We start from the raw sequence: 23,570 nt of genomic DNA, 5'->3' as shown, positions 1-23,570 counted from the left end.
GGCGTCCGCTCTTTGCGCGGACGCCACGGGCAGTCAGGATTCGAGCTGTCTGCCGCGGGTTTCCGGCAGGCTCAACGCCGCCAGGATCACTACGCCATAGGCGCCGGCGGCGAACACACCGATCCCGGTGCCGATGGGCAAGGTGTTGCTCAGCGTGCCGATGAACAACGGGAACAGCGCCGCGATGGAGCGCCCGGCGTTGTAGCAGAACCCCTGACCCGACCCACGCATACGGGTGGGAAACAGCTCAGTCAGGAACGCGCCCATGCCGGCGAAGATGCCCGAAGCGAAGAAACCCAGGGGGAAGCCCAGCCAGAGCATCCAGGCGTTATCGATAGGCAGTTGGGTGTAGGCCAGGACGATTGCCATGGACCCGACGGCGAACAGAATGAAGTTCTTTTTGCGGCCGATGGCATCGGTCAACAACGCACTGGTCACATAGCCGACGTAGGAACCGACGATGACCATCGCAAGGTAACCGCCGGTACCGAGCACACTCAGGCCGCGCTCGGTTTTCAGGTATGTCGGCAACCATGTGGTGATTGCGTAGTAGCCGCCCAGCGCACCGGTGGTCAACAGCGAGGCACGCAAGGTAGTGCTGAGCATCCGTGGGGCAAATATCTCGAAAAATGCCCACCGCGAACCCAGCTCTGGCTTGGCCTGGCGCTCCCGCACAGCATGTTCGAAGGTGTCCGACTCCTTGACCAGTCGACGGATTACCAGCACAAACAGCGCCGGTACCAGGCCGATCATGAACAACGCCCGCCAGGCCTGTTCCGGTGGCAGGAAAGTGAACAGCCCGGCATACAGCAGCGCCGTCAGCCCCCAGCCCAGCGCCCACCCGGCCTGCACCATGCCCACTGCTTTACCACGGTCCTTGGCGCGGATAACCTCGCCGATCAACACCGCCCCCGCGGTCCATTCCCCGCCGAAGCCAAAGCCCATCAAGGTCCGGGCCACCAGCAATTGTTCGTAGTTCTGCGCCAGCCCACACAAAAAGGTGAAGAACGCGAACCACAGGACCGTCAGTTGCAGGGTCCGTACCCGGCCGATACGGTCGGACAGGATTCCGGCGATCCACCCGCCTGCCGCCGAGGCCAACAAGGTGCAGGTGCCGATCATGCCGGCGTCGCCCTTGGAGATTCCCCAGGTCGCGATCAGGGTCGGGATAACGAAACTCAGCATCTGCGTATCCATGCCGTCCAAGGCATAGCCGATCTTGCAGCTCCAGAATGTACGTTTTTCATTTTTCGACAGGGGGCCGTACCAACTGAATGGGCCCGTGCGCCCTGTCCCGGTGGTTACGCCGTCAGTCATGGTCTTTTCCATGGAAGGTTCCTGCGGCAGCAAGCGAAGATGACGGACACGCCTCGTTATTCTTTTGTGAAGGCGTTGTCGTTGGGGATGCGGACGCAGTGGCTGCGTCGTGGGGCGGATTCTTTGTGGCAAATCCACGCAGCGTCAAACGGGAAAAACACCCGATCGGGCATAAGAAAATTTGATGCGTCCAATGGCCTGATCTGGAGTAACAATTGCAATCATAAGAACCACACGCACCCAGAGAGCCTTCATGAACCTCAAATTCCTCGAAACCTTCGTCTGGGTCGCCCGACTGCAGAGCTTCAGCCTCACCGCCGAGAAGATGTTCAGCACCCAGGCAGCGATCTCCAGCCGGATCGCTTCATTGGAAGAAGAATTGGGCTTGCGCCTGTTCGTGCGCGATTCGCGCGGGGTCTCGCTGACACCCGAAGGCCTCAAGGTGCTCGACTACGCCGAACAGATGCTCGAAGTCCAGCGGGCGTTGAAGCAGTCACTGGACACCAACAGCCCGCAGCAAGGCCTGGTGCGCATCGGCGTGATGGATACGGTGATTCATACCTGGCTCAGCCCGTTGATGTCGATGCTGATGCAAGCCTTTCCCGCCGTGGAAATCGAAATCACCGCCGATGCGGCGCGCAACCTCTGTGAGCAATTGCAGAAAGGCTACCTGGACATCGTGTTCCAGACCGATCTGGTCCGCCACGAAAGCGTGCGCAACCTGGAACTGGGTCACTATCCCATGCACTGGATCGCCGCCAGCCAGTCCATCTATGCCCGCCCCTACGCTTCGCTGGTGGAGATGGCGGGCGAGCGCATCATCACCTTCGTCAAGCATTCGCGTCCGCACCAGGATGTGCTCAACCTGTTGTACGCCCATGGGGTCACGGCACCGCGGGTCAGTTGCGTCAATTCGGTGTCGGCCATGACCCGGCTGATTCGCGACGGATTCGGCATCGGTGCCTTGCCAGCAGCGCTGGTGGCCAAGCCGCTGGCCAGCGGCGAATTGATCCAGCTCGAGCCCGGCACCGCCCTGCCCCAACTCGACGTCGTCGCCTCCTGGCGCGCTGGCGTCGGCCTGGAGCTGATCGAGAACATCGTCCAGATGAGTCGCCAGGTGGTCAGCCAATACGCCGCTGATGTCGGGCCGCAACGCATGGTGGCGGCCCCGGGCCTGAACAGCCAAGCGCCTCTGGAATAACTTTTAGTTGTCACGGGGTACCAATATTCCTTGTTGGACGTCATCGCCATGCTGTTCTCAAAGTAACGGACGAACGCTTGGAGACCCCGTGATGAATCAACCCGCCCTGCCTTTCGAACAACTGCAGCAATGCACGCCCGTCGCCCTGCGCCAGAGCATCGCCGCCGGCCAATACCAGGGCCATACCAGCGGCCTGGGCCAAGGGCGCGTGCAAGCCAATATCGTGATCCTGCCCAGCGACTGGGCCAATGAATTCCTGCGCTACTGCACCCTCAACCGCCAGGCCTGCCCAGTGCTGGACGTGACCGAGCCTGGGGATCCGTTCTTCCGTAACCTGGGCGCCGCCATCGATATCCGCCATGAGGTGCCTCAATACCGGGTCTACCGCCACGGCGAGTTGAGCGAAACGCCGCTGGACATCGCACACCTGTGGCAGGACGACCTGGTGGCCTTCGCCCTCGGTTGCTCATTCTCCTTTGAACAGCCCTTGCTGGAGGCTGGCATCCGTTTGCGGCACATCGAGCTGGGGCGCAATGTCGCGATGTTCCAGACCAACATCGACACCCGTCCCACCGCTCGCCTGTCTGGCAAGATGGTGGTAAGCATGCGGCCGATGAAAGCGGCCGCGGCCATCCAGGCGATCCAGATTACCGGGCGCATGCCCAACGTTCACGGCGCCCCGGTGCACATCGGTGATCCTTCATTGATCGGCATCCGGTCCCTGGACACGCCGGATTATGGCGACGCCGTACCGGTGGAAGCGGACGAAATCCCGGTATTCTGGGCCTGTGGCGTAACGCCCCAATCCGTGGTCCAGGCCTCGCGTCCACCGCTGTGCATCACCCACGCTCCGGGTTGCATGCTGGTGACGGACTTATGGAACAGTGATTTGTAAACCTCGAACAAAGGCTGTTTTTCAACCTGAAAGGACACGCGATGAACACCGCTCAGCGATCGATTCAACAGTACATCCACGCCAAGGACGGCAACCGCCCTCACCTGCTGGCCCAGGCCTTTACACCGGCGGCTATTCTGGACATGGTCGTGCGCACCGGTTCCATCGCGTTTCCCGCCCACGTCGAAGGCCGTACCGCCATTGGCGACGTGTTGGTCAGTCGCTTTGGCCAGACCTTCGAAAATGTCTACACGTTCTGCCTGGCCGCCCCTCCGCCCGCCAACACAGAGGCGTTCGAGTGCAAATGGCTGGTGGCGATGTCAGACAAAAGCAGCGGTGAAGCACGTGTCGGTTGTGGCCTGTATGACTGGCAGTTCGATCCAGCGTCGAGACTGGCCGAGCAACTGACCATCACCATCGAACACATGAAGACCCTGCCGGCGACCGATCTGCCGATGATCATGGCCTGGGTATCGAAGTTGGACTATCCATGGTGTAGGCCTGAAGCGATTATTGATAACGCGCCGGATTTGGGCGAGATGAAGGAGGTAGTTCGGTACTTGGCCAATACCCAGCAGTGAAGAACATGAAACTAACCTAGATCCCCCCTCGCCACGGTTTCTAAGCCAGCGCCAAGGAAACGCCCAAGTGAACATCAAGTTTCTCGAAACCTTCGTCTGGGTTGCCCGCCTGAAGAGCTTTCGTCTCACCGCCGAAAAGCTGTTCACCACCCAGGCGTCCATTTCCAGCCGGATCGCGGCCCTGGAGGACGAAATGGGCGTGCGCCTGTTCGTGCGCGATTCCAAAGGCGTATCGCTGACCTCCGAAGGCCAGCGCGTGCTGGAATACGCCGAGCGCATCATGGACACCATGCAAAGCATGAAAGCCGTGATCAAGGATCCACGCCAGGTACGCGGCCGGATCCGCATCGGGGCAATGGATACGGTGATCCACACCTGGCTCAGCCCCTTGGTGACACGCCTGATGGAATACTACCCAGCCCTGGAAATCGAGCTGTCGGCCGACACCGCGAGCAACCTGTGCTCACAATTGGAGAAAGGCTACCAGGACATCATTTTCCAGACCGACATCCTGCGCCTGGACAGCGTGCGCAATACACTGCTGACTCGCTACCCGATGCACTGGGTGGTTCGCACTGGTTCCCCCTATGACCGATCCTATGCGTCGCTGGAGGACTTGTCCCAGGAGCGCATCGTGACGTTCTCGCGCAACTCGCGGCCCCACCAGGACATTCTCAACCTGCTGCATTCAGCCAACATCGTCTCGCCCCGCATCAACTGTGTGAACTCCGCGTCGGCCATCACCCGCCTGGTTCGCGATGGCTTCGGCATCGGTGCCATGCCCGCGGCGTTGGTTGTCGGCGAACTGACCCAAGGCACATTGACCTTAGTGGACGGCGTGCCGCTGCCATCGGTCATGGACATCGTAGCCAGTTGGCGCACCGGTGCCGGAATGGAAAGAGTGGAAGACATTGTCAGCTTGACCCGGGAAGTGGTCGGCGAGTTCGTCGCGCAACTGCCAGCAGCGTACCGATTGCCGACACAAGACATCAGCGGACTGTAAGTGAACTGCAATATCCCCGACTTATTCTGAGCCAAGCGCACTGCGGCGAACGCTGGTTGTGCATGTCGCCCGCTCGGAATGACCCAGGGAATCCGCCATGAAAATCAGTGTATTCGGAAGTGGCTACGTAGGTTTGGTGCAAGCCGCGGTGTTGGCCGAGGTGGGCCATGACGTGGTGTGCATGGACATCGACGAGCGCAAGGTGGAAAGCCTGAGCCAAGGCCAGGTGAGTATTTTCGAACCCGGTCTCGCCGCGCTGGTGCGTGAAGGCCTGGAGGCCGGACGCTTGCACTTCACCTGTGACGAACAACTCGCCGTGCAGCACGGCCAAGTGCTGTTTATCGCCGTGGGCACACCATCCCGCGACGATGGCAGCGCTGACCTGGCCCAGGTCCTGGCCGTCGGCGAGGCCATCGCCCGCTACCGCGAGCTACCAGTCATTGTGGTGGAGAAGTCCACCGTGCCGGTGGGCACTGGCGATGTTCTGCGGGCGCACATCGACAAATGCCTGCTCAAGGCCAGTCGCCTGCTGCAGTTCGATATCGTCTCCAACCCCGAATTCCTCAAGGAAGGCTCGGCGGTCGCCGATTGCCGTCGTCCGGATCGCATCGTGATCGGCTGCGAGCGCGATGAAGTGCGCGAAACCATGCGCGACCTGTACGCCCCGTTCAACCGCAACCACGACCGGGTCCTGTTCATGGACCTGCGCAGCGCCGAACTGACCAAATACGCCGCCAACGGCATGCTGGCGACCAAGATCAGCTTCATCAACCAGATCGCCGAACTGGCCGAACACTTGGGGGCCGACATCGAATCCGTGCGCCTGGGCATCGGCGCCGACTCGCGCATCGGCTATCACTTCATTTACCCGGGATGCGGCTACGGCGGCTCATGCTTTCCCAAGGACATGCGTGCCCTGATCCACACCGCCGAGCAGGCCCACTGCTCCAGCGACCTGTTGCAAGCGGTGGAAGCCATCAACGGACGGCAGAAACACAAGCTGTTCGAGCGGATCAACGCGTTTTACCAGGGCGATCTGCGCGGCAAGACCTTCGCGCTGTGGGGCTTGGCGTTCAAGCCCAACACCGACGATATGCGCGATGCACCGAGCCGCACCCTGCTGGAATCGCTTTGGGCCGCAGGTGCCAGCGTCCGCGCATTCGACCCGGAAGCCATGCAGCAGACGCAGTTGCTCTACCCCGACGAGCCCCGACTCATGCTGATGGGCACGCCGGAATCGGTGTTGCCGGGGGCCGACGCGCTGGTCATCTGCACCGAATGGCAGCCCTTCAAGGCGCCGGATTTCAACCTGATCCAGCAACGGCTCAAGGCCCCGGTGATTTTCGACGGTCGCAACCTGTTCGATCCGGAGCGCATGGCCGACAAGGGTTTTACTTATTTCCCGATGGGTCGCGGGCAGTCGCGCAACCTGCCCGTTGCCCAGCAAACATGGTTCCGGCCCTCGAGAAGTGCTTGAGCCCTGAGCGATACCTCAAAATTAATGCACTCAATCAGCATTAATATGAATTTGTAACCAATGGTTGTGAACGGCACACTGTGCAGCGTTCCTCCCCCAACTGTTGGAACATTTAAAGGGCTTTCTGGGACTCACCCGTAAGCCCCTTTTTTTGTTCGTTTTTTGGATTTTCGTTTAATGCTTTCTCGCTGGTTCCCCGCCGCTATCAATACCCGTCCCACCGAATGGAGCCGCGCCGCCATCGGCATGGCGTTGGGGACGATGTTCAGTGTCTGGCTTTGTGGACAGGTATTCGGTCTTGAGGTGGCGCAACACCTGATCGGCCCCCTCGGCGCCTCGGCTGTATTGTTGTTTGCGGTGTCCTCGGGCGCGCTCGCCCAGCCCTGGTCGATTGTCGGCGGCTACCTGTGTGCGTCGGTCGTCGCGCTGCTGGTGGCCCATGTACTGGGCCGCACGCTGGGCAGCGCCTGCCTGGCGGCTGGCATGGCGCTGGTGTTGATGTGCTGGCTGCGCTGCCTGCACCCACCGGCAGGCGCCCTGGCGGCAACGTTGGTGCTGGCCGCCCCGTCCATCATCGCCCTGGACTGGCAGGCCGTAGGCGCGGCCATGCTGGCCGGCTCCGGACTGCTCGCCTTTGCGCTGGCCTACAACAATCTGACCCGGGTGCGCTATCCAAAGCGCACCAGTGAACCGGTGGCCGTCATACCGGCTGACCACTCTCCCGTCGACCGGCACGCCATCACGGCCGAAGACCTGAAACTGGCCCTGGCGGAAATGGAAGCATTCTTTGACGTCACGCCAGAAGATCTCGAGCAGTTGATCCACGCCAGCGAGCGAAATGCCAAGCGCCGCAGCATCACGGAGGTTCTCTCTGGTCGCGGTTGAGCCTGTGGCTGCTATAAATATGCAGACAGGACCTGCACGTATCCCGGTTGTGCAATGCAAATTTGCACTGGTACGATCCTGAACGGATACGCGCGACACAATTCATAAAGAAGAATAAAAGCAGGGAGTTAGCGATGACTGCTCAGGTTTCATCACAAGCCGCGCAAACCAGCGAAACCGCGGCCTATGAGGTGCTGGTCGACGTTCGCAATCACATTGGGCACTTGACCCTGAATCGACCCGCCGGCCTCAATGCCCTCACCCTGGGCATGGTGCGCAGCTTGCAGCAACAACTCGATACCTGGGCACTCGACCCGCAGATCCGCGCCGTGGTATTGCGTGGCACCGGTGACAAGGCCTTCTGCGCCGGCGGTGATATCCGCTCGCTGTACGACAGCCACAAGCAGGACGACACCCTGCATGAAGATTTCTTCGTCGAGGAATACGCCCTCGACCTGACGATCCACCACTACCGCAAACCGATCCTCGCCTTGATGGACGGCTTCGTCCTGGGCGGCGGCATGGGCCTGGTACAAGGCGCCGACCTGCGGGTGGTGACCGAACGCAGTCGCCTGGGCATGCCGGAAGTCGCCATCGGGTATTTCCCGGACGTGGGCGGCAGCTATTTCCTGCCGCGCATTCCCGGTGAGCTGGGGATCTACCTGGGGGTCAGCGGCGTGCAGATCCGCGCCGCCGATGCATTGTATTGCGGGTTGGCCGACTGGTACCTCGACAGTCGCAAGCTCAAGCAACTCGACGAACGTCTCGATCGGCTTGAGTGGCACGACACGCCGCTCAAGGACCTGCAAAGCCTGCTGGCCAAGCTCGGCCAGCAACAGCTGCCTGCGCCGCCCCTGGCTGACTTGCGGTCGGCCATCGATCATTTCTTTGCCTTGCCCGATGTGCCAAGCATGGTCGAGCAATTGCGCCAGGTCACTGTCGCCAACAGCCACGAATGGGCGCTGAAGACCGCCGACCTCTTGGACAGCCGTTCTCCCCTGGCCATGGCCGTGACCCTGGAGATGCTGCGGCGCGGTCGGCATTTGAGCCTGGAAGACTGTTTTGCCCTGGAACTGCATCTGGACCGGCAATGGTTCGAACGCGGTGACCTGATCGAAGGCGTGCGCGCCTTGCTGATCGACAAAGACAAGAACCCGCGCTGGAACCCGCCGACCCTGGAGGCGCTGGACGCCAACCACGTGGCGAGTTTCTTCGACGGCTTCGACGACCACGGGAACTGAGCCATGCACGACCTCGAACTGACCGAAGAACAAGTGATGATCCGCGACATGGCCCGGGACTTCGCCCGTGGTGAAATCGCCCCCCATGCCCAGGCGTGGGAAAAGGCCGGCTGGATTGACGACGGCCTGGTAGCGAAGATGGGCGAACTGGGCCTGTTGGGGATGGTGGTGCCGGAAGAATGGGGCGGTACTTACGTCGACTACGTGGCCTATGCCCTGGCGGTGGAGGAAATTTCCGCCGGTGACGGTGCCACCGGGGCCCTGATGAGCATCCACAACTCGGTAGGTTGCGGGCCGGTCCTGAATTTCGGCACCGATGAACAAAAGCAGACCTGGCTGGCCGAGCTCGCCAGTGGCCAGGCCATTGGCTGCTTCTGCCTGACCGAGCCCCAGGCCGGCTCCGAAGCCCACAACCTGCGCACCCGCGCCGAATTGCGCGATGGCCAGTGGGTGATCAACGGCGCCAAGCAGTTCGTCAGCAATGGCAAGCGGGCGAAGCTGGCAATCGTGTTCGCCGTGACGGACCCGGAGCTGGGCAAGAAAGGCATTTCAGCGTTCCTGGTGCCCACCGATACAGCGGGTTTCATCGTCGATCGCACCGAACACAAAATGGGCATCCGTGCTTCGGATACCTGCGCCGTGACCTTGAACAACTGCGCCATCCCCGAGGCCAACCTGCTGGGCGCGCGCGGCAAAGGCCTGGCGATTGCCCTGTCCAACCTGGAAGGCGGCCGCATCGGCATCGCGGCGCAAGCCTTGGGCATCGCCCGTGCCGCATTTGAAGCAGCGCTGGCCTACGCGCGCGATCGCGTGCAGTTCGACAAGCCGATCATCGAGCACCAGAGCATCGCCAACCTGCTGGCCGACATGCACACCCGCATCAACGCCACCCGTCTGCTCATCCTCCACGCCGCTCGCCTGCGCAGCGCCGGCAAACCGTGCCTGTCCGAGGCCTCCCAAGCCAAGCTGTTCGCCTCGGAAATGGCCGAGAAAGTCTGCTCCTCGGCGATACAGATTCATGGTGGTTATGGATATCTCGAGGATTATCCGGTGGAGCGCTACTACCGCGATGCGCGGATTACCCAGATCTATGAAGGGTCGAGCGAAATACAACGGATGGTCATTGCCCGGGAGTTGAAGAACTACCTGGTGTGATGGCTGAAAAAGCATCGCGAGCAGGCTCGCTCCCACAGGTTTGGTGGTGTATGCAGATGCTGAATGCACTCCAGATCCCATGTGGGAGCGGGCTTGCTCGCGAAAGCGCTGGGTCAGCTTGCATCAATGTTGAATGTGCCACCGCCTTCGCGAGCAAGCTCGCTCCCACACTGAGTCTTAGGCGAACATAAATTTTGTGTTCACAGCAGATCCAATGTGGGAGCGAGCCTGCTCGCGATGGCGGCAGTAATGACGCCGCATTACTTATCCTGAAACTCCGCCGCCCGCTTGGCCACGAATGCCGCCATGCCTTCCTTCTGATCCTGTGTCGCAAACGCCGCGTGGAATACCCGGCGCTCGAAGCGCACACCTTCGGACAAGCTGACTTCAAAGGCGCGGTTGACGCTTTCCTTGACCATCATGCTGATGGGCACCGACTTGGAGGCGATCAACGCCGCCGTTTTCAGGGCCTCATCCAGCAGTTCATCAGCCGGCACGATGCGTGCGACGATGCCGCAGCGCTCGGCTTCCACCGCGTCGATGAAGCGCCCGGTCAGGCACATTTCCATGGCCTTGGCCTTGCCCACCGCCCGGGTCAGGCGCTGAGTGCCGCCCATGCCCGGCAGCACGCCGAGGTTGACCTCCGGCTGGCCGAACTTGGCATTGTCGCCGGCCAGGATGAAATCACACATCAACGCCAGCTCGCAGCCACCGCCCAAGGCGAAACCGTTCACCGCCGCGATGATCGGCTTGCGCCGGTTAGCCACGCGATCGCTGTCGCTGAACAGGTCGTCCAGGTAGATCTGCGGGTAGGTCAGCTCGGCCATTTCCTTGATGTCAGCACCGGCGGCAAAGGCTTTTTTCGAGCCGGTCAGCACGATGCAGCCAATCTTCGGATCGGCTTCCAGGCTGTCCAGCGCCTGGTTCAGCTCGCTGACGATCTGCGCATTCAAGGCGTTCAAGGCCTGGGGGCGGTTGAGGGTGATCAGGCCAACGCGGTCCTTGATCTCCAATAAAATCGTTTCGTAGCTCATGCAGGACTCCTGTTCAAAGATTGCGCGAAATGACCATGCGCTGAATGTCGCTGGTGCCTTCGTAGATCTGGCAGACCCGCACGTCGCGGTAGATACGCTCCAGCGGGAAGTCGTTGAGGTAACCGTAACCGCCCAGGGTCTGCAACGCCATGGAACAGACCTTTTCAGCCATTTCCGAGGCGAACAGCTTGGCCATGGACGCTTCCACCAACGCCGGCTGGCCGTTGTCCCGCAGCGCGGCGGCGTAATGCACCATTTGCCGGGCCACGGCGATCTGGGTCGCCATGTCGGCCAGACGGAACGCCACGGCCTGGTGCTCGATGATCGGCTTGCCAAAGCTGGCGCGCTCCCGGGCGTAGTCACGGGCCGCCTCGAACGCAGCGCGGGCCATGCCCACCGCTTGCGCGGCGATGCCCACTCGGCCGCCTTCGAGGTTCGCCAGGGCGATCTTGTAGCCCTCACCCTCCTCCCCCAGGCGATTAGCCAGTGGCACCTTCACATCCTCAAAGAGGATCTGGCAAGTGTCGGACGCGTGCTGGCCGAGTTTGTCTTCGACCCGCGCCACGCTGTAGCCCGGCGAATCGGTCGGGACGATGAACGCACTGATACCACGCTTGCCGGCACTCGGATCGGTCACCGCGAACACAATCACCAGCCCGGCGTTCTGCCCCGACGTGATGAACTGCTTGCAGCCATTGAGCACGTAATGATCGCCCTCCAGCCGCGCCCGAGTCTTGAGGCTGCTGGCGTCCGAACCGGCCTGGGGCTCGGTCAGGGCAAAGGCGCCGAGCATCGCGCCACTGGCCAGGGGCGTGAGGAATTTCGCCTTCTGCTCATCGCTGCCAAACTTGAGGATCGGCACGCAGCCCACCGAGTTATGCACGCTCATGATGGTCGAGCACGCGCCGTCGCCGGCGGCGATTTCCTCCAGGGTCATGGCATAGGCCAGGTAACCGGTGTCACAACCGCCCCACTGCTCCGGCACCAGCATGCCGAAAAAGCCCAGTTCGGCCATGTCACCGATGGCTTCCCTGGGGAAACGGTGCTCACGGTCCCATTCAGCGGCGAACGGTTTCAAGCGCTCTTGGGCGAATTGCCGGGCCATGTCACGGATTTGCGTCTGTTCTTCAGTCGGGAGCATGGTGATTCCTTAGTACAGGCATTCGACAGCCATGGCCGTGGCTTCGCCGCCGCCGATGCAGATCGCCGCAACGCCGCGCTTCAGGCCTTTCTGGCGCAGGGCTGACAACAGGGTTACCAGGATCCGCGCGCCAGACGCGCCAATCGGGTGGCCCAGCGCACAGGCGCCGCCATGGACGTTGACCTTGTCATGGGCAATTTCCAACTTGCTCATGGTCACCAGGCCCACCACGGCAAAGGCTTCGTTGACTTCGAACAGATCGACTTGATCCAGCGACCAGCCGGTCTTTTGCATCAGTTTCTTCACGGCACCGATCGGCGCGGTGGGGAACAGACTCGGTGTATCGGCAAACGCCGCATGGCCGTGAATAACCGCCAGAGGCTTGAGGCCACGCTGGACCGCCTGGCTCTGGCGCATCAGCACCAGGGCAGCGGCGCCATCGGAAATCGAACTGGCGTTGGCCGCCGTCACCGTGCCGCCCTCGCGGAATGCCGGTTTGAGTGAGGCGATCTTGTCGATCCGCGCCTTGGGCGGCTGCTCGTCGTGGCGCACGGTCACTTGTTCCTTGCCGACCATGACCTGCAACGGCACGATCTCGGCGTCGAAGCTGCCGTCCTTGATCGCCTGCTGGGCGCGGGTAGTTGAGGCGATAGCGAAGGCATCCTGGGCCTCGCGACTGAAGCCATTGGCCTCGGCGCAATCTTCGGCGAAGGTGCCCATCAGCCGACCTTTGTCATAGGCGTCTTCCAGGCCGTCGAGGAACATATGGTCAAGCACCCGGCCATGGCCCATGCGGTAACCGCCGCGGGCCCGATCGAGCAGGTACGGCGCGTTGGACATGCTTTCCATCCCGCCAGCCACCACCACCTCGGCACTGCCGGCGATGAGCATGTCATGGGCAAGGATCGTCGCTTCCATGCCCGAACCGCACATTTTGTTGAGCGTGGTGCAGCGGGTCGACTTGTCGAGCCCGGCGCCCAGCGCAGCCTGACGCGCCGGTGCCTGGCCCTGGCCGGCGGCGAGCACGCAACCGAACAGCACTTCTTCAACGGCGCCCGGCGCGATGCCGGCCCGTTCTACCGCCGCCTTGATCGCGGCAGCCCCCAGTTGCGGGGCCGTGAGGCTTTTCAATTCACCTTGAAAGCCGCCCATGGGGGTGCGGACGGCGCTGACGATGACAATAGGATCGTTGGACATCATGAATCCTCCTGATTATTTGGCAGCCATACGCAAGGCACCGTCGAGACGGATCACCTCGCCGTTGAGCATGCTGTTCTCAATGATATGCCTGACCAGCGCCGCGTACTCGGCGGGTTTGCCCAGGCGCGGTGGAAATGGCACGCCGGCGGCCAGGGAATCGCGTACTTCCGGGGTCATGCCGGCCATCATCGGGGTTTCGAAAATGCCCGGCGCGATGGTCATCACCCGGATACCGAAGCGCGCCAGTTCCCGGGCGGCCGGCAGGGTCAGGCTGGCAATGGCGCCCTTGGACGCCGAATAGGCTGCCTGGCCGATCTGGCCGTCGAAGGCTGCCACCGAAGCGGTGTTGATGATCACGCCGCGCTCGCCGTCGGTATCGGCCTCGGTTTCGCTGATCGCGGCAGCTGCCAGGCGCAGCAGGTTGAAGCTGCCGATCAGGTTGACGTTGATCACCTGGCTGAAGCTCGCCAGCGCGTGGGGGCCGTTCTTGCCGAGGATCTTCTCGCCGCGCACGATGCCGGCGCAGTTCACCAGGCCATTGAGGCCCCCGAACGCATCCACCGTAGCCTTGACCGCCGCTTCAGCCGCGGCTTCGTTACTGATGTCGGCCACCACGCTCTGGCAGCCCAGTTTCTGCGCCTGGGCAGCCACGGCTTCGGCGTTCAGGTCCACCAGCATCACTTTGGCGCCGGCCCTGACCAGCATCTCACCAGTGGCCGCGCCGAGGCCGGAAGCACCGCCGCTGACGAGAAAAATCTTGTTGTCGATCTGCATCATGGTTTCCTTGGGTTCAAGCTGAAACGTTAGGCGCCGCGGCTTCTTGGGCCTTGGCGATCTCCTGGTTGCGCAAGATAAAGCGCTGCAACTTGCCGCTTGGGGTTTTCGGCAAATCGCTGACAAATTCGATTTCACGGGGATAGGCATGGGCCGCCAGGCGTTTGCGCACATGCTGGCGCAATTCTTCGGCCAGTTCTGGCGCGGCGCGGTATTGGGCGCTGAGCACCACGAAAGCCTTCACCAACTCAGTGCGTTCCGGATCAGGTTTGCCGATCACGGCCGCTTCCACCACCGCCGGGTGTTCGATCAGCGCGCTCTCCACGTCGAACGGGCCGACCCGGTAGCCGGAGGTGGTGATCACGTCGTCGCTGCGGCCGACGAAGCTGATGCTGCCGTCCGGGTTCAGTTCCACGGTGTCGCCACTCAGGTAATAGTCACCGACGAAGGCCTTGGTCGGCCCGCCTTCGTAGCCGGCGAACCAGCACATCGGCGACTGGCTGCGATCGACGGCAAGGATCCCGGGCTGGCCGATGCCCAGCTCGCGATGGTTTTCATCCAGCACCACGATCCGGTGGCCAGGCGAGGCGAAACCGGCCGCGCCCAGGTGCACCGGGTGTTCCAGGCCGTGGTGGTTGCACAGCACCATGCCCAGTTCGGTCTGGCCGTAATGGTCGTGGATCACCACGTTCAGGTTGTCGGCGAACCAACGGATCACCTCCGGGTTCAACGGCTCGCCGGCGCTGCTGACGATGCGCAGCTTGCCCTTGATCGACCGGGCGAACTGCTCGCCACCGGCAATCAGCAGGCGATAGGCCGTGGGCGAGCCGGTCAGGTTGGTGATGCCGTATTTGTTGATGACTCGGCAGGTGCTTTCCAGGGTGAACGGGCCATCGTAGAACGTGATGGGGTGCCCTATCGCCAGCGGCCCGGTCACGCCAAAATAAATGCCGTAGGCCCAGCCTGGGTCGGCGACGTTCCAAAAAGCGTCTTCAGGGCGCAGGTCCACCGCGTCTCGGGTGTAGCTCTGGAACGCGACAATGGCCTTGAGCGGTACCGACAGCGCCTTGGCGGGCCCCGTGGTGCCGGAGGTGAACATCAGCAGGAACGGGTCTTCACCAGTGAGCATCACGGGTTCGCACTGGTCGGAATGGTTTGCCACTTCGGCCCAGAAACTGTAGTCGCCTCGCACGATGCCCTGGCCTTTTTCGCCGCCGACCGTGACCACGGTGGGGCAACCAGCGACTTCGTTGAGCTTGGGACGGTTGACCGCATCGGTGACGACCACCCGCGCGCCCGAGCTGCCGAGGCGGTGCTCGATGGCCTTGGGCCCGAACGCGGTGAACAGCGGTTGATACACCGCCCCGATGCGCCAGGTGGCGAGCACCACGATCAAGAGTTCAGCGGTGCGTGGCAGCAGGCCGGCCACTTTGTCGCCCTTGCCCACACCTTGGGCCAGGAGGAAATTGGCGAACCGCGCGGCGCGGTCCTGCAAGTCGCGGTAAGTCCAAGTCGCGTCGCTGCCGTCGCGGCCCTCCCAGAACAGGGCAATGCGCCCTGGCAACGCGTGCCGGTCACAACACTCGACACAGGCATTGAGTGCCTCGAGCGAGCCGTGCAGCGCGGCGTTGACGGTGTTCAGGTAATCGAACTGCGACGTGGCGGACGAATAATCGCGCATGAGCAGAATCCCTCTGTATTTTTTATTGGTTGGGGGAACCGTAGACAGCAGGGAAATACTCGCGCCGGAGGGCGTTGGGGGCAATGGTCAAAGCCATCAAGTTGCTTGACTGGTTTGGCCATGGTTCGAGGGATGTGTTGCCCGTAAGGCCGTCATCGCGAGCAAGCTCGCTCCCACAGGGAATTTGCGGTGGACCCCGATTTGGCGAGCCCCCAACCATTCATGTGGGAGCGAGCCTACTCGCGATAGCGGTGGTTCAGCTACATCGTGATCGGCTGTCAGGACGTCTTCGCGAGCAGGCTCGCTCCCACAGGTGATTAGTGGTGAGCCTGGATTTTGTGACCGTCCAAGCCTGCTCGCGATGACGGCGGTCCAGCCGCTACAAGGGATGCTTCCAGGCAAATGAATAAACCTTCTCCGGCGCCGGGGGCTGGCAGCGCTGGTTATCCGCATCAGCCCCCACCAGGAACCACTCGGCCCTTGAAGTACCGCCAACCCGGCGCGCTTTTTGCGGGTCATAGCAGCGGGCCAGGTTCCGCGCGGGCACCAAGGCGAAGGCCTGCGGGTGGCTGCGTAGCCAGGTGACGGATCGTTCCAGAGACTGGCTGTCATGGAAACCAAAATGCACGATGGGTTGCTGGGCGAACAGCCAATGCCCCTCACGCCACCCCACGAGCACCAATTCGGCATTCGAAGTCAGCCCCGCGACATCACGCATCAGGCTTTCGTGGGGGTTGATGCCTTCCCTGTGGGGCTCGATGAAACCGCGCACAAGCCAGGCGCACAGCCACACTGCCGTCAATGTGGCGAATACCACCCTGCCCCTCGGCCTTGAGCCAAACCAGCGGCGTAGCATCCACGGCACCAGCGGCGCCACCAACAGGATCAAGGCCGGCAATGCGGGAAAGATATACAGCTTGCGCTTGCCACTGCTCAGGCTGAAGAACAACAGCACCAGGAGCACCCAGCCCAGCAACACCAACACTCGACCGTCATGCTTGAGCAACTGCTTGCGCCAGGCTGGCACCAGCCAGGGAAGCATGAAAAAGATCGGCAACCAGTACTTCGGAATCACCTGGACGAAGAAATACCAGAAGGGTTCGCGGTGTTCCCAGGCATTGGCATAGCGCCCAGCCGTCTGCTTCAGCAGGATTTCCTGGGCGTACGCCAGGCTGTCGGGGCTGCCCTGCCACACGATCAGCAGCAAAGGCCCAAGCCATAGCGCGATGGCTGCCAGCGCCACGGCCAGCCCCAACCACCAGGCGCCTGCCTTGCCAGGCATGGACACCACGCCTTTCCAACCCCGGCGCAGCGCATAAGCATAGGGAATCAGCATCAACACCGGCAGAAACCCCACGCCTTTGCTGATGATCCCGAACCCCATCGCCGCACAGGCAACGTAGTACCAGCGCCAGGCCGGGCCGAGCAGTAAATGCCGGCACAGGCCATAGACCCCCAGGATGGTCCAGAGCGCAAGGAAACCGTCGATCTGCCCGGTTCGCAGGATGCTGTAAGTCTGGTAGGTGGCGAGAAACAACAGCGCAGCGATCACCCCCACGCGTCGCCCCCACAAGCGCCGGCCCAGGTCATACAGACACGCAGTGGTGACGGCGCCTGCCAGCAACGCGGGCAAGTACAGGGCTACTTTGGGCAAGTGGGTCAGTTGCACGAACAACGCCACCATCCACATGAACAGCGGCGGTTTGTCGGCGTAGATTTCACCGGCGCGATGGGGAATGAACCATGAACCGTTCTGCAGCATCTCCAGGGCCACGCCGAGGAAACGCTCTTCATCAACGTTCATCGGTTGGCGCCAGCCCAGGCCAGCGCCCACCAGGATCAAGGCCAACGCTACAAACGCCAGAAGCTCCAGTCGCGAGGAGGATAACCGTATCCGCACCGTCTCAGCCCTTCTCGGCCAGTTCGCGGTTTTCCTGCTGATGATGCTTGGCGATCAACTGCAAATTGCGCAGGTAAACGATAAAGCCGAAGGACTGACCGACAATGAACACCGGATCTTCACGGTAGATGGCATAGGCCAGCAACAGCGCGCTACCGATGATGCTCAGGTACCAGAAACCAACGGGAATCATGCTGCGCTTCTTGTATTCGCTGTACAGCCATTGCAGGGCAAAACGCCCGGTGAATGCCAATTGCCCTCCGAAGCCAACGGCCAGCCACAACGTTTCTCTGCCCATGTCAAACCTCGGTCTCTTGTGCGTTGATATCCAGGCGGGTGCGTTTTATCAGCCACCACACCCCGAACAGATCGACAATGCCCACCAATGCCCGGTCCAGGTTGCCGTAGTTGGACACCCCTGCCCCGCGTTCACGATGATTCACCGGGTGAACCAGCATCCGGCCGTTGTGACGACGGATCAGTGCCGGAATAAATCGGTGCATGTGGTCGAAATACGGCAAGCGCAGGAACGCTTCGCGCTCTATCAATTTGATGCCGCAACCGGTATCGGGCGTCTGGTCCTTGAGCAGGCTGGCGCGCAGTTTGTTGGCAAATCGCGAGGCCCAACGCTTGCTCGCCGTGTCCCGACGGTTGACCCGATGCCCGGCCACCAACTTGACGCCCGTAGGCGTGCCCTCCGAACCACGCACCAGGTCGAGCATTTTCGGCAGGTCGGCCGGGTCGTTCTGACCATCGCCATCGAGGGTCGCCAACCAGTGCCCACGGGCCACTTCAGCGGCATGGTAGATCGAGGTGCTCTGCCCGAGGGAACGGGCATGGCTGAGCACCCGCAATTGGTGATAGCCGCTGCCTTGCAGCATCCGAAGTTCAACGGCGGTGGCATCAGTGCTGCCGTCGTCGACCACGATGACTTCAAAAGTCTCGCCGACCAGCGCCACACGGACTTCTTCCAACAGTGGAATGAGGTTGCCTGCTTCGTTCTTTGCCGGGATAAGGACCGACACATAAGGAGTTTGGTGCATGACGCTCCAGTCAAAAGCTGAGGAGTGAGGGGTTAAACGCGGTAATACTCGCGGTACCAATCGACAAACGACTGCACACCGACGGGCACCGCGACCTGCGGGCGAAACCCCACGCGTTCTTCCAGCTCGCGGGTGTCCGCCCACGTGTCGACCACGTCGCCCGGCTGCAATGGCAAGAAATTTTTTATCGCAGCGATCCCCAGTGCCTCTTCCAGACACTCGACAAACTGCAAGAGCTTCACTGGCCCGCCGAAGCCGATGTTGTAGACCTTGTTGCACACGCCGGTCTCATTGGCAGGCGGAAGCGCTAACAGCCGCACCAGCGCTTCGACGATGTCGTCGATATAGGTGAAGTCCCGCGACATCGCGCCCTCGTTGTAGAGGTCAATGGCGCGGCCGTTGAGGATGGCGTCGGTGAATTTGAACGGCGCCATGTCGGGCCGTCCCCAAGGTCCATACACGGTAAAGAAACGCAGGCCGGTGGTGGGAGTACCGTAGAGATGCGAGTAGGCGTGGGCCATCAGCTCATTGGCACGCTTGGTAGCCGCATAGAAAGACACCGGCTGATCGACCGGGTCGGTCGTGGCATACGGCAGACGGTCGTTCAAGCCATACACCGAGCTGCTCGAGGCGAAAACCAGATGAGCCGGCCGATGGGCGCGGCAGGCCTCCAGCACGTTGAGGAAACCCACCAGGTTGCTTTGGGCATACAGGTCGGGATTATCGATGGAGTAGCGAACGCCGGCTTGGGCCGCCAGGTGGATGACTTGCTCGAATGCATTGTGTGCAAACACATCCAGCAGCGCCTGTTTGTCGGCCACATCCAGCTTCTGAAAGCGGAAGTTGCGGCATTCGGCCAACAGCGCCAGTCGGGCCTGTTTCAGCTCGACGCTGTAGTAGCTGTTGAGGTTGTCGATACCGATGACCTGATGGCCCTCGCGGCACAACCGCCTGGCGGTATGAAACCCGATGAACCCTGCGACGCCGGTGACCAGTACTCTCATACGCGGCCCAAAACGGTCACTTGCATACATTACCCTGATAGATGGCCCGGTTTTCCGGCACCTGCACAGGCTTTTATCAAAAAAAAATGACAGTTTTATGAGCAGCCCAACCTGCCAAGCACCCTCTGTGGGAGCGAGCCTGCTCGCGATGGCGATGGGTCAGTTAACACACATGTCGATTGTTAAATGGCTATCGCGAGCAAGCTCGCTGCCACAGGGAAGACTCTTGGTGTCAGATTCAGCGGGATCAATCGGAGTCGTTGAGAATCAGGCTGCGATAATGCCCCGGGTTGGACCCGGACCACTTGCGAAACGCCTTGTAGAAGGAGCTGGCATCGGCAAAGCCCAGGCGCGAGGCGATTTCGACGAAACTGATGGAGGGTTCGGCCAGCCAGGTGATCGCCAGGTCCTTGCGCACGCTGTCCTTGAGGCCTTGGTAAGTCTGGCCCTCCTCCGCCAGGCGTCGACGCAGGGTAGACGCGGACACGCACAACTGCTGGGCCAGGGCCTCGGTTTCCGGCCACCGTTCGGCAGGCAACTGCCGCAGGTCGTGCCTGATCCGGCTGGCCAGGCTTTGCGGGTTACGGTATTTGACCAGGATGTTGGCCGGCGCCTGGGCCAGGAAGCGCTTGAGCTCGTCAGCGTTGCGCCTGATCGGCAGGTCGAGGCATTCGGCCGCGAAAATCATCCGGGTTCGGGGCCGGTCGAAGCGCAGGTTCTGGGAGAACATCACCCGATAGTCGTCGCAGAAATCCGGTGCCGAGCAGCGCAATTCGACGGAGAGGATGGGAATGCGCCGCCCGGCCAGCCAACAGGCCACGCCATGGACGATCATCCAGTAGGTGAAGTAGGTAAAAGCCCGGCGCGGTTCCTGATCGTCTTCCAGCAGCACGATCTCCGCCAGGCTTTGCTGGCGCATCCACTGGGCCGGCAGGTTTTCGAGCATCAGCGACAGAAACCCCAGCCCCGCCGTCAAGCCGCTCGCCAGCGAGGGCTGGGCCATGGCGCACTGGCAGAGGAACGCCAGGCTGCCAGACTTGAGCTTGCGCGGGTCCATGCCAAAAAACTCGTCATCCAGGCGTCGGGCGAGCAAACGCCAGAGCCGCGCATAAGCATGGGCCGGAACCCGTGCCTGCGCGTCGTCGAGCAACGCAGGGTCTATGCCGACCTTGCTCAGGACTTCATCGGTGGCCGCTCCGGGAGCGCAGCTTTGCAACAGCGCCTCACGCACCAACTGGATGGAGATGGTGTCTTTTTTCGACATGGCGCGAGCGTTCACAGGATCCGGTAAAGCAGCCGTTCTATCCGCACCCGGCTGACCCGTTTCAAGAACCTGGCCACAGCCTCGGGGTAATCCGGCAAGGTTTCCAGGTCCAGGTAACGTCCGATCCGCTGGGTGTGGCGGTAGATCCGCTCCAGCTCGGCCTGGCGCGGCGCAAGCAACTCGCCCTTGGGGTCGTCCAGCAACAGCGCGTTTTCCAGGTCCAGGCGAAACGCCCGTGGGTTGAGGTTATTGCCAGTCAGCAAGGTGTAGCGCTCGTCGATCCACATGCCCTTGAGGTGATAGGTGTTATCCCCGTCACGCCATAGGTGCAGGTTCAACTGGCCGCTGTCGATCGCACGCTGATGCCGCTTGGCGAAGCGCCGCAGGCTGATTTCGTAGAGGTAGGGCAACGCCGCGATGATCTTGAACGGCTCGCTTGGCGGAATGTAGAAGTCGTTGGCAGTCTTGTCGCCGACGATGATGTCGATCCTGACCCCGCGGGCCAGGGCGCGGTTGAGCTCCCGGGTCACCGCCAGGGGCAGGTTGAAATACGGGGTGCAGATGGTCAGTTGCTGGCGGCTGCTGGCGATCAGTTCACCGATCACCCGGCTCAGTGGATTGTTCTTGCCTACCCCCAACAACGGGCTTACCGACAGGCCGCTCTTGTCGAGACTGCCAACGCTGGTGTCATACGTCGCGTACTTGAGGCGACTGCGCAGGTCGCCGATGTCCTTGCGCAAACTGCGGGTGCTGGGCAGGTTCGGCAGGTCCAGGCGATGCACGGCCCTGGAGGTGATCAGGCCGTGCTGCACCAGGTGGTGCATCGAATCGGCCAGTGCCGTGTTCTGCAGCAGGTGATAGCGGTCATAGCGGTATTTGTCGAACTTGTGCAGGTAGACGTTATTCAGGCTGGCGCCGCTGTAGAGCACACAGTCGTCAATCACGAAGCCTTTCAAGTGCAGCACGCCGAACAGCTCGCGGGTTTGCACCGGCACGCCGTAGATCGGCACTTCGCTGGCATGGGTACGGGTCTGCTCCTGGTACCACGCCGAGTTGCCCGGCTGCTTCTTGGCACCGATCAGTCCACGCTGGGCCCGCAGCCAGTCCACCACCACGACCACGTCCAGTTCCGGACGCGCCGCTTTGGCGGCATGCAGGGCATCGAGGACTTCCTGGCCGGCCTCGTCCTCTTGCAGGTACAAGGCGACGATGTAGATGCGTTGGGTGGCCTGGGCGATTTTCTCCAGCAGGCAACGGCGGAATTGGGCGGCGCCATCGAGGATGGTCACCGCGTCGGCGGTCAGTGCAAAGCTGCGCAGCTTGGGCAGCAGGGAGCGTTTGAAAAGCGACGGCATAGGGCTCGCAAAAGGTCGATTCCGAAGAACGGATGAGCTTACACCATGGATGGGTTTGGGTCTTCCTGTCCTCAAGAAAAAAAGACTTGACCAAGGAGAACGATCATTCTACTTTTGTTCCATGAATGAAATTACTGGAAATGAAACACGAGACATCATTCTCGATGTCGCCGAAAAGTTGATCTATAAAAGTGGCATCGCCGCCACCGGCATGGACCTTCTGGTGAAAACCGCCGGCGTCTCCCGGAAAAGTGTCTATCGCTACTTCGCCAACAAGGACGACCTGATCGTGGCCGCCCTCAAGCGACGGGACGAACGCTGGATGCATTGGTTCAGCTCCGAGGTGGACAAGGCACCGACCCCGGCTGCACGGCTGCTCAACCTGTTCACCGTGCTCAAGGGCTGGTTCGACAGCGAAGGTTTTCGCGGCTGCGCGTTCATCAATACCAGCGGCGAAACCGGCGATCCGCTGGATCCGGTCCGCCAAGTGGCGAAGATGCACAAACAGAAATTGCTCGATTACGTGACCCGGCTGTGCGTCGAACAAGGTGTCGAGAACCCGGATGCGCTGGCCCGCCAGCTGCTGATTCTGATTGACGGTGCCATTACCGTGGCCCTGGTCATGGGCGACCATAGCGCGGCTGACCACGCCCAGGACATGCTGAAAATGTTGCTGCCTGTTGAGATACCCCACGTTTGATCCATTGAACCACCGTGCTATTCGTCAATGACCCACTGGAGATCTGCCATGTCTGCTGCTTCTGAAGTTCGTCCGCCTTTGCCACCGTTTACCCGTGAATCGGCGATCGAGAAAGTTCGCCTGGCCGAAGACGGCTGGAACTCTCGGGACCCACAAAAAGTATCCCTGGCCTACACGCTGGATACCCAGTGGCGTAACCGCGCCGAGTTCGCCCATAGCCGCGAGGAAGCCAAGGCGTTCCTGACCCGCAAGTGGGCCAAGGAGCTGGATTACCGGCTGATCAAGGAACTCTGGGCCTTCACCGATAACCGCATCGCCGTGCGCTACGCCTACGAATGGCACGACGACTCGGGCAACTGGTTCCGCTCCTACGGCAACGAGAACTGGGAGTTCGACGAGCAAGGCCTGATGTACAACCGCTACGCCTGCATCAACGACATGCCGATCAAGGAAAGCGAGCGCAAGTTCCACTGGCCGCTGGGCCGCCGGCCGGACGATCATCCGGGGCTGTCCGAGTTGGGGTTGTAATTGCCTCGACCGATCCACCGCTATCGCGAGCAGGCTCGCTCCCACATTTGGACTTCAGCGAACACACCTGTTGTGTCCGACGTGGATTCCCAGTGGGAGCGAGCCTGCTCGCGATGACGGACTGACATTCAACATCGAGGCTGACTGTTACACCGCTATCGCGAGCAAGCTCGCTTGTATGTTTAGACTTG

General features: G+C 61.5%; 22 protein-coding genes. 10 read left to right on the top strand and 12 right to left on the bottom strand.

The features are described from left to right. Window positions 1-33: 33 nt before the first annotated feature. Entirely contained in the window at window positions 34-1,317 is a 1,284-nt protein-coding gene (locus GN234_RS02785; protein WP_162893829.1) for an MFS transporter, read from the bottom strand. A gap of 253 nt (window positions 1,318-1,570) precedes the next feature. Between GN234_RS02785 and GN234_RS02780 the strand changes: the two genes are divergently transcribed. The 8 genes from GN234_RS02780 to GN234_RS02745 all read left to right on the top strand — a co-directional run bounded on the left by GN234_RS02780 (window position 1,571) and on the right by GN234_RS02745 (window position 9,755). Beyond that, complete coding sequence (locus tag GN234_RS02780; protein WP_109754123.1) at window positions 1,571-2,518, top strand: LysR family transcriptional regulator; 948 nt, start codon at window positions 1,571-1,573, stop codon at window positions 2,516-2,518. A 91-nt stretch (window positions 2,519-2,609) separates the two neighbouring features. Further along, complete coding sequence (locus GN234_RS02775; RefSeq protein WP_116832462.1) at window positions 2,610-3,413, top strand: putative hydro-lyase; 804 nt, start codon at window positions 2,610-2,612, stop codon at window positions 3,411-3,413. 41 nt (window positions 3,414-3,454) lie between these two features. After that, complete coding sequence (locus GN234_RS02770) at window positions 3,455-3,994, top strand: hypothetical protein (RefSeq protein WP_176687797.1); 540 nt, start codon at window positions 3,455-3,457, stop codon at window positions 3,992-3,994. Between the two features lie 67 nt (window positions 3,995-4,061). Then, window positions 4,062-4,997 (top strand): LysR family transcriptional regulator, encoded by a 936-nt coding sequence (locus tag GN234_RS02765; RefSeq protein WP_109754126.1) that lies wholly within the window; start codon window positions 4,062-4,064, stop codon window positions 4,995-4,997. 97 nt (window positions 4,998-5,094) lie between these two features. Next, window positions 5,095-6,474 carry a UDP-glucose dehydrogenase family protein gene (locus GN234_RS02760; protein ID WP_163858578.1) on the top strand — a complete coding sequence of 460 codons (1,380 nt, stop codon included), beginning with the start codon at window positions 5,095-5,097 and terminating at the stop codon, window positions 6,472-6,474. Between the two features lie 177 nt (window positions 6,475-6,651). Continuing rightward, window positions 6,652-7,359 carry an HPP family protein gene (locus tag GN234_RS02755; RefSeq protein ID WP_176687796.1) on the top strand — a complete coding sequence of 236 codons (708 nt, stop codon included), beginning with the start codon at window positions 6,652-6,654 and terminating at the stop codon, window positions 7,357-7,359. 134 nt (window positions 7,360-7,493) lie between these two features. Beyond that, the gene (locus GN234_RS02750) at window positions 7,494-8,600 is read left to right on the top strand and encodes an enoyl-CoA hydratase/isomerase family protein (RefSeq protein ID WP_109754129.1); all 1,107 of its coding nucleotides are present in this window, start codon (window positions 7,494-7,496) and stop codon (window positions 8,598-8,600) included. A 3-nt stretch (window positions 8,601-8,603) separates the two neighbouring features. Continuing rightward, on the top strand, window positions 8,604-9,755 hold the full coding sequence (locus GN234_RS02745) for an acyl-CoA dehydrogenase family protein (protein WP_163858574.1): 1,152 nt from the start codon (window positions 8,604-8,606) through the stop codon (window positions 9,753-9,755). A gap of 260 nt (window positions 9,756-10,015) precedes the next feature. Here the strand turns inward: GN234_RS02745 and GN234_RS02740 are convergent, their stop codons facing one another. The 11 genes from GN234_RS02740 to pssA all read right to left on the bottom strand — a co-directional run bounded on the left by GN234_RS02740 (window position 10,016) and on the right by pssA (window position 22,151). Next, window positions 10,016-10,789, bottom strand: coding sequence for an enoyl-CoA hydratase (locus tag GN234_RS02740; protein WP_109754131.1), 774 nt, complete (start codon window positions 10,787-10,789; stop codon window positions 10,016-10,018). Between the two features lie 13 nt (window positions 10,790-10,802). Further along, window positions 10,803-11,930 carry an acyl-CoA dehydrogenase gene (locus GN234_RS02735; RefSeq protein ID WP_109754132.1) on the bottom strand — a complete coding sequence of 376 codons (1,128 nt, stop codon included), beginning with the start codon at window positions 11,928-11,930 and terminating at the stop codon, window positions 10,803-10,805. Between the two features lie 9 nt (window positions 11,931-11,939). Continuing rightward, on the bottom strand, window positions 11,940-13,130 hold the full coding sequence (locus GN234_RS02730; RefSeq protein WP_162893830.1) for an acetyl-CoA C-acyltransferase: 1,191 nt from the start codon (window positions 13,128-13,130) through the stop codon (window positions 11,940-11,942). Between the two features lie 12 nt (window positions 13,131-13,142). Then, entirely contained in the window at window positions 13,143-13,904 is a 762-nt protein-coding gene (locus GN234_RS02725; protein ID WP_109754133.1) for an SDR family NAD(P)-dependent oxidoreductase, read from the bottom strand. A 16-nt stretch (window positions 13,905-13,920) separates the two neighbouring features. Next, window positions 13,921-15,585: an AMP-binding protein gene (locus GN234_RS02720; protein WP_176687795.1), complete on the bottom strand. Its 1,665-nt coding sequence runs from the start codon at window positions 15,583-15,585 to the stop codon at window positions 13,921-13,923. 379 nt (window positions 15,586-15,964) lie between these two features. Next, window positions 15,965-17,389, bottom strand: coding sequence for an ArnT family glycosyltransferase (locus GN234_RS02715; protein ID WP_233459522.1), 1,425 nt, complete (start codon window positions 17,387-17,389; stop codon window positions 15,965-15,967). 100 nt (window positions 17,390-17,489) lie between these two features. Continuing rightward, a complete protein-coding gene (locus GN234_RS02710) occupies window positions 17,490-17,783 on the bottom strand; it encodes a lipid-A-disaccharide synthase N-terminal domain-containing protein (RefSeq protein WP_109754136.1) in 294 nt (97 codons plus the stop codon). 1 nt (window position 17,784) lies between these two features. Next, complete coding sequence (locus tag GN234_RS02705) at window positions 17,785-18,528, bottom strand: glycosyltransferase family 2 protein (protein ID WP_176687793.1); 744 nt, start codon at window positions 18,526-18,528, stop codon at window positions 17,785-17,787. A gap of 32 nt (window positions 18,529-18,560) precedes the next feature. Continuing rightward, window positions 18,561-19,532: an NAD-dependent epimerase gene (locus GN234_RS02700; RefSeq protein ID WP_176687792.1), complete on the bottom strand. Its 972-nt coding sequence runs from the start codon at window positions 19,530-19,532 to the stop codon at window positions 18,561-18,563. 247 nt (window positions 19,533-19,779) lie between these two features. Beyond that, window positions 19,780-20,796 (bottom strand): AraC family transcriptional regulator, encoded by a 1,017-nt coding sequence (locus tag GN234_RS02695; RefSeq protein ID WP_109754137.1) that lies wholly within the window; start codon window positions 20,794-20,796, stop codon window positions 19,780-19,782. Between the two features lie 11 nt (window positions 20,797-20,807). Then, window positions 20,808-22,151 carry a CDP-diacylglycerol--serine O-phosphatidyltransferase gene (gene pssA / locus GN234_RS02690; protein ID WP_109754138.1) on the bottom strand — a complete coding sequence of 448 codons (1,344 nt, stop codon included), beginning with the start codon at window positions 22,149-22,151 and terminating at the stop codon, window positions 20,808-20,810. Window positions 22,152-22,272: 121 nt separating this feature from the next. Here pssA and GN234_RS02685 point away from each other — a divergent pair, with 121 nt between their 5' ends. Both GN234_RS02685 and GN234_RS02680 read left to right on the top strand, forming a co-directional pair. Beyond that, window positions 22,273-22,851, top strand: a complete 579-nt coding sequence (locus GN234_RS02685; RefSeq protein ID WP_109754139.1) for a TetR/AcrR family transcriptional regulator — start codon at window positions 22,273-22,275, stop codon at window positions 22,849-22,851. 48 nt (window positions 22,852-22,899) lie between these two features. Continuing rightward, window positions 22,900-23,379: a nuclear transport factor 2 family protein gene (locus GN234_RS02680; protein WP_109754140.1), complete on the top strand. Its 480-nt coding sequence runs from the start codon at window positions 22,900-22,902 to the stop codon at window positions 23,377-23,379. The last annotated feature ends 191 nt before the right edge of the window (window positions 23,380-23,570 follow it).

Origin of the sequence: Pseudomonas bijieensis (genome assembly GCF_013347965.1) — a bacterium.
Lineage (GTDB): Bacteria > Pseudomonadota > Gammaproteobacteria > Pseudomonadales > Pseudomonadaceae > Aquipseudomonas > Aquipseudomonas bijieensis.
The sequence above is the reverse complement of the archived record's forward strand: the minus strand, read 5'-3'. Positions and strand labels throughout refer to the sequence as shown.

Coding starts and splice junctions, on each gene's coding strand:
- GN234_RS02740 (WP_109754131.1), bottom strand. CDS start 10,789: ATGAGCTACGAAACGATTTTATTGGAGATCAAGGACCGCGTTGGCCTG.
- GN234_RS02745 (WP_163858574.1), top strand. CDS start 8,604: ATGCACGACCTCGAACTGACCGAAGAACAAGTGATGATCCGCGACATG.
- GN234_RS02750 (WP_109754129.1), top strand. CDS start 7,494: ATGACTGCTCAGGTTTCATCACAAGCCGCGCAAACCAGCGAAACCGCG.
- GN234_RS02700 (WP_176687792.1), bottom strand. CDS start 19,532: ATGAGAGTACTGGTCACCGGCGTCGCAGGGTTCATCGGGTTTCATACC.
- GN234_RS02775 (WP_116832462.1), top strand. CDS start 2,610: ATGAATCAACCCGCCCTGCCTTTCGAACAACTGCAGCAATGCACGCCC.
- GN234_RS02720 (WP_176687795.1), bottom strand. CDS start 15,585: ATGCGCGATTATTCGTCCGCCACGTCGCAGTTCGATTACCTGAACACC.
- GN234_RS02680 (WP_109754140.1), top strand. CDS start 22,900: ATGTCTGCTGCTTCTGAAGTTCGTCCGCCTTTGCCACCGTTTACCCGT.
- GN234_RS02770 (WP_176687797.1), top strand. CDS start 3,455: ATGAACACCGCTCAGCGATCGATTCAACAGTACATCCACGCCAAGGAC.
- GN234_RS02725 (WP_109754133.1), bottom strand. CDS start 13,904: ATGCAGATCGACAACAAGATTTTTCTCGTCAGCGGCGGTGCTTCCGGC.
- GN234_RS02760 (WP_163858578.1), top strand. CDS start 5,095: ATGAAAATCAGTGTATTCGGAAGTGGCTACGTAGGTTTGGTGCAAGCC.
- GN234_RS02710 (WP_109754136.1), bottom strand. CDS start 17,783: ATGGGCAGAGAAACGTTGTGGCTGGCCGTTGGCTTCGGAGGGCAATTG.
- GN234_RS02695 (WP_109754137.1), bottom strand. CDS start 20,796: ATGTCGAAAAAAGACACCATCTCCATCCAGTTGGTGCGTGAGGCGCTG.
- GN234_RS02715 (WP_233459522.1), bottom strand. CDS start 17,389: ATGAACGTTGATGAAGAGCGTTTCCTCGGCGTGGCCCTGGAGATGCTG.
- GN234_RS02780 (WP_109754123.1), top strand. CDS start 1,571: ATGAACCTCAAATTCCTCGAAACCTTCGTCTGGGTCGCCCGACTGCAG.
- pssA (WP_109754138.1), bottom strand. CDS start 22,151: ATGCCGTCGCTTTTCAAACGCTCCCTGCTGCCCAAGCTGCGCAGCTTT.
- GN234_RS02785 (WP_162893829.1), bottom strand. CDS start 1,317: ATGACTGACGGCGTAACCACCGGGACAGGGCGCACGGGCCCATTCAGT.
- GN234_RS02730 (WP_162893830.1), bottom strand. CDS start 13,130: ATGATGTCCAACGATCCTATTGTCATCGTCAGCGCCGTCCGCACCCCC.
- GN234_RS02735 (WP_109754132.1), bottom strand. CDS start 11,930: ATGCTCCCGACTGAAGAACAGACGCAAATCCGTGACATGGCCCGGCAA.
- GN234_RS02685 (WP_109754139.1), top strand. CDS start 22,273: ATGAATGAAATTACTGGAAATGAAACACGAGACATCATTCTCGATGTC.
- GN234_RS02755 (WP_176687796.1), top strand. CDS start 6,652: ATGCTTTCTCGCTGGTTCCCCGCCGCTATCAATACCCGTCCCACCGAA.
- GN234_RS02705 (WP_176687793.1), bottom strand. CDS start 18,528: ATGCACCAAACTCCTTATGTGTCGGTCCTTATCCCGGCAAAGAACGAA.